Below are 8,216 nucleotides of genomic sequence, written 5' to 3' on the forward strand. Positions count from 1 at the left end.
AGTCTTTCCTCTGAGGATTCAAAATTTTTATAGAGCGGACATATTTCAATCCACGCACTCATACAGAGTACCCTATATCCGCTTGCTTTTATATTTATCTCCCAAAGTGCATAAAATCTACCTTCACAAAAATACAGCCGTGTACAGGCAATGAATAAAAGATCATTCACATGATCTAACGGCGGACGCTCATCATACTTATTCAAAAAACTCTAATTGCTTCACTTCACCTATATACATCTTGGACTCAGGAGCATGATCGCGAAAATAGGCCTGATCCATCTTTTGGCGGGGATCAATGATTTGTTTGCCAGGCTCGCCAGCGACTCCACGGAGCCGACAGCTATACATAATTGGAAAATAATCCTGTAGGAATTTGCCCTCTGCATGTGCTGTCAGAGCAATAATCTGAAATCCTAGCTGCTCCGCAATATAAAATACGGGACTAAGCACATGGTCACTGGATGCCTTGCCAAATGGATTATCGAGAATGACTACCCGGTGTCGCTTCATCTGCCCCTGGATATGCTGTTTACGCTCGGCTACATAATTTAGCAAGCCCAGAAAAAGAGTCATGTTCTTACTCCATCGCTCTCCACCAGACCAGGAGTTGGACGTCTCCCAAGAGAACTTGGCACTTGTGATCTGTTGATCATTTGTAACCTTATGGCAACTAATGTGGATGGTTTCATGCTTCAGCACTTTCTGTAATAGTTGCTTGGAATCCAGCCACTTCTCCAAATCTTTACGTACTCGTGCAACGGAGTTCTCGTTATGTTCAGCCTGATATGGGGTACGATCCAACTGCTCAACAATCCAGTCAATATGAGCATGAATGCGTTGTTTACCTTCTACTTCTTCCCATTCTGGGATTTTGAATACGTAGATTTCCTTGCTTCCATTCGCTGTTCTAACACTCGTTTTCTTAGGAAGGTTACGCAACTCCTGTACAATCTGCTTTAAGTGCATATGGATATGGGTAATAAACTGCTGTAGCTTCTGGTCCTCTGTCTGCAAGTGTAGCTCTGCAATTTGATTCGTCTTCACGATACTCTGTCTGAGCAAAGACTCGAAACCAATTAATTCTTCGAGTGTATCGTTTTTCCGTACTCCACTCTTAGCCATCTCACGTTGCTTCGGATCTTGAATATATTTGTTACAAAAATCCAGGAAGCGCTGCTTGTGATCTTCGACCCTAGTCTTCTCTCGGTCCAGTTGCTTTGCTCGTTGCTCCAGTTCCTTAATAGTAGCTTCGCTATGCTTGTATGCCTGATAGAGCCACTCGCTGCGTTGCTCCTCCGTGAGCTGCGCGCTCTTCAATTGAGGATCGTCGAGCTGATACAACTTAATGACCTGATTCCACTGATTCAGTACCTGTTCAAATTTGCGTTCTTGCTCCACCGTGGACTTCATCACCTTATCCACCTCACGGAGTTGGAGACTCAGTTCCCGTTGTGTTTGCTTGATTCGTTCATGTACCTGCCTCAGTGAACCTTGGAAGGATATTGGTGATTGATCTCCGTGGTCTTGCGCATACCGACTCAATAGCTCCTTCACTACACCTCCCTGCTGATCACGCTCCTGGCGCCTACGTTCAAGCTCATCCCTGATTTTGTGGACTTGCTCTCTAAGTTCTTCACACTTCTTCCACATACCTTCCAGTCTGTTTTCAACGTGTGGTGGTAAGTCCAGCTCCATGATAATATTGGAATGTTCTTTCCGCAGCACAGCCATCCCTTGCTCCGCCTGACTCTTTTCACGTATCAGGCTCTGCTGCTTACCTTCCAACTCTGTACGGGACATCATCATTTGCCGACGCCTCATCTTCAGATTTTCATGCTCATCCCTTAATCGTTGCAGACCCAAGGAATTTTCCAGCGGGCTATATGCCTGAGCCTCTATATACAATTCGTCCTCTCGCATATGGATGAGCTTGCCTTCGAGAGCTGTGATCTGTTTTTCAGCCTCTCTGCATTGAAGATCCAGACTGATTTTTTGCTGCCTGAATGTATCCATATGCTTCTTTTTCAGGATCATTTGCTCTCGCACTAAGACCAGTTCGCGCTCCAACTCACCATTCTTTTGAACAATGGCTACCCATTCATGCCCTAGACTCAAACGACGTTCCAGCTCCACGATTTGCTGCTCTTGTACCCTTTTCTTTTGCTGTAATTCGTCCTTTTGCTGGTCCAGATGCTTCATTTCCCCATCCCATAATTCCAATCGCTTCTCCAGGATATTTCGTCGATCACTAAGTTGCTCCAGAAGCTGGCGCAGTTCATGTATGCTCTCCATCCTATACTTATCAAAGAAACGTTCTGTTTGCTTCAGTGCGCCTCGCCATTGCTCAAGCTCATTCTCTTGATCTTCTCGTTCCTGCCTGGCTTGTTCCGCTCGTTCCTCTGCTGCCTGCTTCCATACTTGAAATTGTGCTGAATCCTGTATGTCCATCCACAGTCCAGGTTCAACCCAGCTTTCTCCCAACGACGACTCTCCCGCCGAGGTTATGGTTAACATTCGCTTCGCATCCTCCGTTGACAAAACCCTTATCGGATGCTGGAGCTTGCTCGCAGACTGTCTTAGCTTTCTCAGCAGCTTCTCTTTCTCGTGTACGGTGGTTAGTAGCGTAATTTCCCAGAGTGGATGTTCACTGGCTTGCTCACTCTGTTCAGCATATTGCACTCCAAGCTGAAGCATGGAGAATTCATTACTCCAATGGTGAACCAGTTCAGCAGCATACGGATCAGCAAAAAATACACTTTGCTGCTGATAATCATCTACATAACGATAAGCCATCCTTTCCTTATATAAAAGATCCTGCTTCTGTCGTTCCTTATGTCCAATCCCGCTGTTCAGACGATTGCGAATCGAATCTGCCTGAGTGTGCAGGGACGTCACCCGGCTCCAAGCAGGATGCAATACAGATAATTCCTGAACCATCTGTGCATGCTCCTGATCGAATGCTGTTAGCTGAGCTTGTACATTACCCAACTCTTCTCTAGCCTCGGCAAGCTGTGCTCTTCCATCTACTTGTAGCTGCTGTAATCGTCCTTTCTTTTGCTCCATCTCATGAAAAACTTGTACAGATACGACCATTTCACTTTGTAGTACAGTGTATTCTTCCTTCCAGAGTGGCATCTCGCGTTCAACCGTTTGCGTCTGCACGTTGCTCAATATTTGTCTGGAAATATCTGCGGCTCTACCTTTATGGCTGTCATATTGTGTTACGATTCTACTCTCTTCTTTTCCAAGCTGCTCACGAGCCTGATTTTCCATATCTTCACTTGTGGCAGATTCATCCCGCTGTTGCTCCAATTTCTTCCGTTGTACTCCCATGTTTTCAAGGATTGCCTTCTGCTTCTGTTCCTCCTCCATGTAAAACGCTCGCAGATGCCGACCATTCCGGTCCCACTGTACCTGAAGCTCCTGCTCATCAACCGATTGCTCCAGTTGCTCCAACTGATCATGGATATACTCAAGCCTGACTGCGGCTTCTCTCTGCCGTTCCCGTATCTGTGCATACCGGATCGAATAATACTGCTGTTCCTCAGAGGCAGTACGATCCTGCAATGCTTCATATTCGTCCTGCACCTCGTAATACACGGTTTCCAGAGCTTCCAGAGCTTCTTTAGCCTGTGCAATCTTCAACGAGTCAGTCTGCTTCTCCAGCAGTTTGTCTTGACCTTGCAGTTCATTCTTCTGCACTTCAAGCTGCTGTAGTTCTACAAGAGTCGCTTGCTTCATATCCTCAAGGTATTGCCATGCCGACTTCGACTCTCGCCGTAGCTGGTCATAATCCTTCTTCTGCTGGTCATATCGTGTATAGCCTTCCACATACTCTTGCAAATGGATAAGGACATCTCGATTCGTATCCATTTTCTCCTTGAGTTCCTTATATTGTTTAAAGCTATCTTGTCGAGCCTGGAAAAGATCAACAAAAGCCCCTTGCTTGTACCCTTCCATTGAGCTTTCAATGGTCGGAATCAGGAGACGGTCAACGAGTTGAGAAGTGGTCTTACATTCATCAAAAAAGGCTTCGATCCCGCCTTCATTGGAATTAATCTTGGAAATGGCAGCCCACTCTGTGGAGATAATATGGTACTGCTCCTCCAAATGTTTTTTATACTCATCAATGGTGTCGAAAAAAGTCCTGGAGGTTAGTTGGAAATTCTGCTGCATCCACATATAATAATCATGAATTTCTCCTTTATCACTCACCCGTTCTCGATCACCCTGAGTCTTCGTGAATGGAATCTGTTCAATCCGGTGCTCGTCACCTTCTCCATATTCATGAACAAAGCGATAAGAGCTCATTCCATTCGTGTCCATAAACAAACTGATACAGGTTACAACATACCTGCGCCGGGGCTTCTCCGCCAGCAACCATTCTATTGCAATATGAGCCGGGCCATTTTCCAGCGCAAGAGTATCCTTCATTTTCCGTCCAGCCAACTCAACATGGGGTATTACAGCCTGAAGCGCCGTCTGGATAAAGACCGTCTTGCCGCCTCCATTCTCCAGCACAACCGCACCATTATGGCCATCAAAATGAAAGATCGAATCAGTATACCGCTTGGCCCCGGCTTCATAGACAACGTTAGTGAACCTGACTTTAGAAATGGTTGGCATGGGGTTCCTCCTTTGCGGACTCCTTAAATGAATACAGAAATTCAAGAATACCCCGATTGTATTCTGCTTCCATAAAGTAACGCTGCACAATAATCTTCGTCTTTTCCGTCAAGTCAAGCTCGTCCGGTCCAACCTGATTTACAAGCTCCTGCTCCAACATGAAACGTCTGACGGTGTCCAGAAAGCTAATACGGCTGATCGTCTGCCCACTCTGTCGTTTGACATTTTCCTTAATATCGTCCATCGCATTCCAGCGTTCAATGATGTCGACCCATCTATAAGAGAATTCCTTACTCAAACGTTCCAACTGTTCATCCCCATGCTCCTGCAATACATCGACTCTCTCCTGCACCAGAGTCAACCAATCATTCATATTCAGGAAATTGCGCGTCGGCTCCATCGTCTGGTAGCTGTCATAGAAGCCCCCGATGAACACGATCACAGCCAGATACATGAGATATAAGTCCGCGTTAACAGCATTTCCACGCAAATATGTTTTTTTCAGCATGTCGTTACTCATATGAAACGGGGACAGTCGCGTGAGTGGAATCAGATAGAGCTGTCTCCCAGCTGTCAGTACAGTACATTCCACCTCTGCTGCAAATTGATCCACTAACCCCCGCACTTTATCATCTGTCTCATATTGTTGCAGACTGTCTGCACCCGCCTCACCCTGCCGGGCCAGCAACGTATAGATTTGAAAAGCTATCATCACTTCTTCCTCAAGATATTGCATCATAAGCACCTGCCAATTCAATGATCATCTCTTGTATCACGTACCGATCCGTTACTTGCAGAAGCTCTGTAACTTCATACACTGTTAGTTCATACCCATTCAATGCATCCGTCATAGCCTCATATAAACTCAAGTCACTCTCATCAGCTGTTTGCTGTTCGCGTTGCCGTGCAGAGATCGGACTGCGCTGATGAATCATCATCCAATAATCATAAAAATTCCGGCTCTGAAGCAGATTCTCCCGACCCGTTTGCTTTACATAGGACACAAAATCACTCAGAGTGAATTTGGAACTTTCACGTACCTTTGCACATTCCAAAAGTAACGAGAGCATATATACGATGACTTTTTTGCGTTGTAAAGTGAAGGAATCGTCTCCCCCAGTATCCATTACCAGAAACCCTTCTGGATCAGTATGGACCCCGTCCTTACTGTGAATCTGCTGTTTATTAAAAACGGTCAAGAGCGACCATAACGGATTTTGTTCTACGGTAAGAAATGGAGAAATTACACCCCGTAATGCATCTGGAGACAACGGATGACCTATAATTATTCCTGTGATGTCCTGTTCAAAGTTGAAAGAGCTGATCCCAGTGTAATATAGCGACTCCTTGGCTGCCCGTAATGCCTGCGAATCCAGTTCTATGCTTTGCTGAAGCAGATGGGTATGTTCATTATGAACCTTTTCCAAATTGGCGGAGATACGGATAATCAGCTCATAGGGGCGTTGGAACCTTGCCTGTTCCCGATCTGCATAGATTCGGTCTCGTGTCTCGCGGACGAAATCCCGCAGCTCCACGAACTCCTCATTCTCACGATTTAATCGCAGATGGATGTCCTCAAGCAATGAACGATAACGTTGAAAAGTCTCGTCGGATACAATATTGCGTTTAATCTCATACTCCACTCTGCGAATACGTTCTTGTAGAGTCTCTACATCGACCTCCATCTCATCAATCTGGCGAAGTGCGCCTTGAAATTCACCCTTTTCCAGTTGTTTACGCAACAATAGCTGATGAATGGACAGTTGAAATTCAAGATAAAATTCTTTGGTGGCGAATACCAACTCTAACCCATCTTCATCTAATGTGTAATATTGAACCTGCGTCTGTGCATCGTATTTGTCCGTTCGCAAAATAGAAGTTTGCAGGATTTCTTCTTGTCCTGAGTCCAGATTGTAAAATGGCATTTCACGCTTACGTCCATTCGCTGGACGGAACACCTGTAGAATTTTGCGCCCGATATCCTCCAAATCTGGTTGTTCCAGCTCATAATGTGGAGCGAGTGCTTCCTTTAAAAATTGTATGTAATCTCTCGTACTCGTTTTTTGACTGCGTAATAGCTTCTTCTCAAAGAAAAACAGAAGTGTCACCAGACCCAACTCCATCATAGCTATCTGCTTGCCATTACGGTCTGTTTTTCGTTGCCTTCTCAATTCAAACAAAGGATCAAAGAGGGCTATCTTGCCCATTCGTCCTGCAAACCCGGATATAATTTCACTGGCATCTATGCCTGTTACCGTCTGTTTCATACACCCAATCTCCCAATCGCAAGTAATTGTTCCTGGCTGAGCACTTCCTGTGGGATGTACTGACCATTACGCAGCATATTTTCCAGCCGCTCACCTGCTGCTTCTGGCAGGAACGTTCGACAAGCAGCCAAATCTGCTTCGCTTCGTATCTGGTTCAGCTTCCCCGGCACACCCTTACGATCCAGACAAGCTAGATAAAATCCCAGTGCCAGCTTCACCGCATATTTGACCTGCAAAGCATGCCAAATTCGAATGCCTTCCCAGTCCAGGTCTCCAAAATAATAAAAAGTATGCTGCACATCCTGCACCGGATACTGTAAACGAAACATCTCCAGATTACCAACTATTTTCCAACCAGAGCCAAAGATCAGGGTGGAAAAAGGTAGCGTGGGCAGCCCTGTTAATAACGCCTGAAAGGTTGTTTTGTTCTCGACAATCAAATGAGACTGGTAAGGTTGAGAAGTTTCCTGGGAAGTATTAAACGCCCACATCACTGGATCGCTGACAGGTATAATGAGCATCTTGTTCCATAATCCGAGACGATCCAGAACAACCTTTCCCCCTCCATCTGTAATCCATTTTTCATCCCCCGTTAATTGGTAGCTTCGCTCGGGGGCTGGCACTTCACTGATCGGCAACCCATGTTCTACTAAAAAATGATGAATACGTTCAATATAGGGCAGATCCTTATTCCATGCTTCCTCGGACTGCGCATAATACCAATCCAGATTCATACTTGGATGAAATTGAGCAGAATGCTGTTGAATCCTTTGCAAGTGCCCCTGTCGCATGAACTGACGACGAATTTTATATTGATAAGCCAGTGCGGGGTGTTTCCCGTTCCTGCCATGCGCTTTGACCCCTACTAATATCTGCATTTCTTCGAGCTGTAGAATGGCCTCAGCAAACGTTGGATAATTAACGGCATGTCCGCTCATAAAATCTACGAACTCTTCGAGCAGAATAGTAGATTTTTTGTAACTCTGAATATGACTCAATAATCGTCTGCAAATGTCTTCTGATTCCATAGCCCCTCCTGATGAATGAGATTTTTCTTGAATAATTATACCATTTCGAAGTGCTAAGGGAGTATGAATATACCTTACTTCGTTCTATTAACGGCACCTGTTGCATTGATAGAGAATTTGGGGTGATTTCTATATATAGAAGAGTAGAGCCGATCCACTATGCCAATGATTTGTATCGGAATAGATAAAGAAATTTCAATTCACGCACTCATATAGAGTGCGACTTTACGGCTTTAATTGGACTACGAGCCTGGGTAGGAGAATTTCAATCCACGCACTCATATAGAGTGCG

At 45.2% G+C, this 8,216-nt stretch carries 4 protein-coding genes; all 4 read right to left on the reverse strand.

Going from position 1 to position 8,216, the window contains the following annotated elements:
• Window positions 1–198 precede the first annotated feature (198 nt).
• From ACIFO6_RS21245 to ACIFO6_RS21260, 4 genes are read right to left on the reverse strand one after another with little or no spacing between them, the layout of a single operon-like run.
• On the reverse strand, window positions 199–4,629 hold the full coding sequence (locus ACIFO6_RS21245) for a chromosome segregation ATPase (RefSeq protein WP_430043626.1): 4,431 nt from the start codon (window positions 4,627–4,629) through the stop codon (window positions 199–201).
• The gene (locus tag ACIFO6_RS21250) at window positions 4,613–5,368 is read right to left on the reverse strand and encodes a DUF6063 family protein (RefSeq protein WP_430043627.1); all 756 of its coding nucleotides are present in this window, start codon (window positions 5,366–5,368) and stop codon (window positions 4,613–4,615) included. Before ACIFO6_RS21250 ends, ACIFO6_RS21245 begins: the two co-directional genes overlap by 17 nt.
• Window positions 5,352–6,896, reverse strand: a complete 1,545-nt coding sequence (locus ACIFO6_RS21255; protein ID WP_430043629.1) for a replicative DNA helicase — start codon at window positions 6,894–6,896, stop codon at window positions 5,352–5,354. Before ACIFO6_RS21255 ends, ACIFO6_RS21250 begins: the two co-directional genes overlap by 17 nt.
• Complete coding sequence (locus tag ACIFO6_RS21260; RefSeq protein ID WP_430043632.1) at window positions 6,893–7,924, reverse strand: Wadjet anti-phage system protein JetD domain-containing protein; 1,032 nt, start codon at window positions 7,922–7,924, stop codon at window positions 6,893–6,895. Before ACIFO6_RS21260 ends, ACIFO6_RS21255 begins: the two co-directional genes overlap by 4 nt.
• Window positions 7,925–8,216: the final 292 nt, after the last annotated feature.

The sequence above is a fragment of the Paenibacillus sp. NRS-1781 genome (assembly GCF_050467745.1).
In the GTDB taxonomy this organism is placed as follows: domain Bacteria; phylum Bacillota; class Bacilli; order Paenibacillales; family Paenibacillaceae; genus Paenibacillus; species Paenibacillus terrae_A.

Bases quoted from the DNA above. Each gene is read 5' to 3' on its own strand.
- ACIFO6_RS21245 (WP_430043626.1), bottom strand. From the start codon at position 4,629: ATGCCAACCATTTCTAAAGTCAGGTTCACTAACGTTGTCTATGAAGCC.
- ACIFO6_RS21250 (WP_430043627.1), bottom strand. From the start codon at position 5,368: ATGATGCAATATCTTGAGGAAGAAGTGATGATAGCTTTTCAAATCTAT.
- ACIFO6_RS21255 (WP_430043629.1), bottom strand. From the start codon at position 6,896: ATGAAACAGACGGTAACAGGCATAGATGCCAGTGAAATTATATCCGGG.
- ACIFO6_RS21260 (WP_430043632.1), bottom strand. From the start codon at position 7,924: ATGGAATCAGAAGACATTTGCAGACGATTATTGAGTCATATTCAGAGT.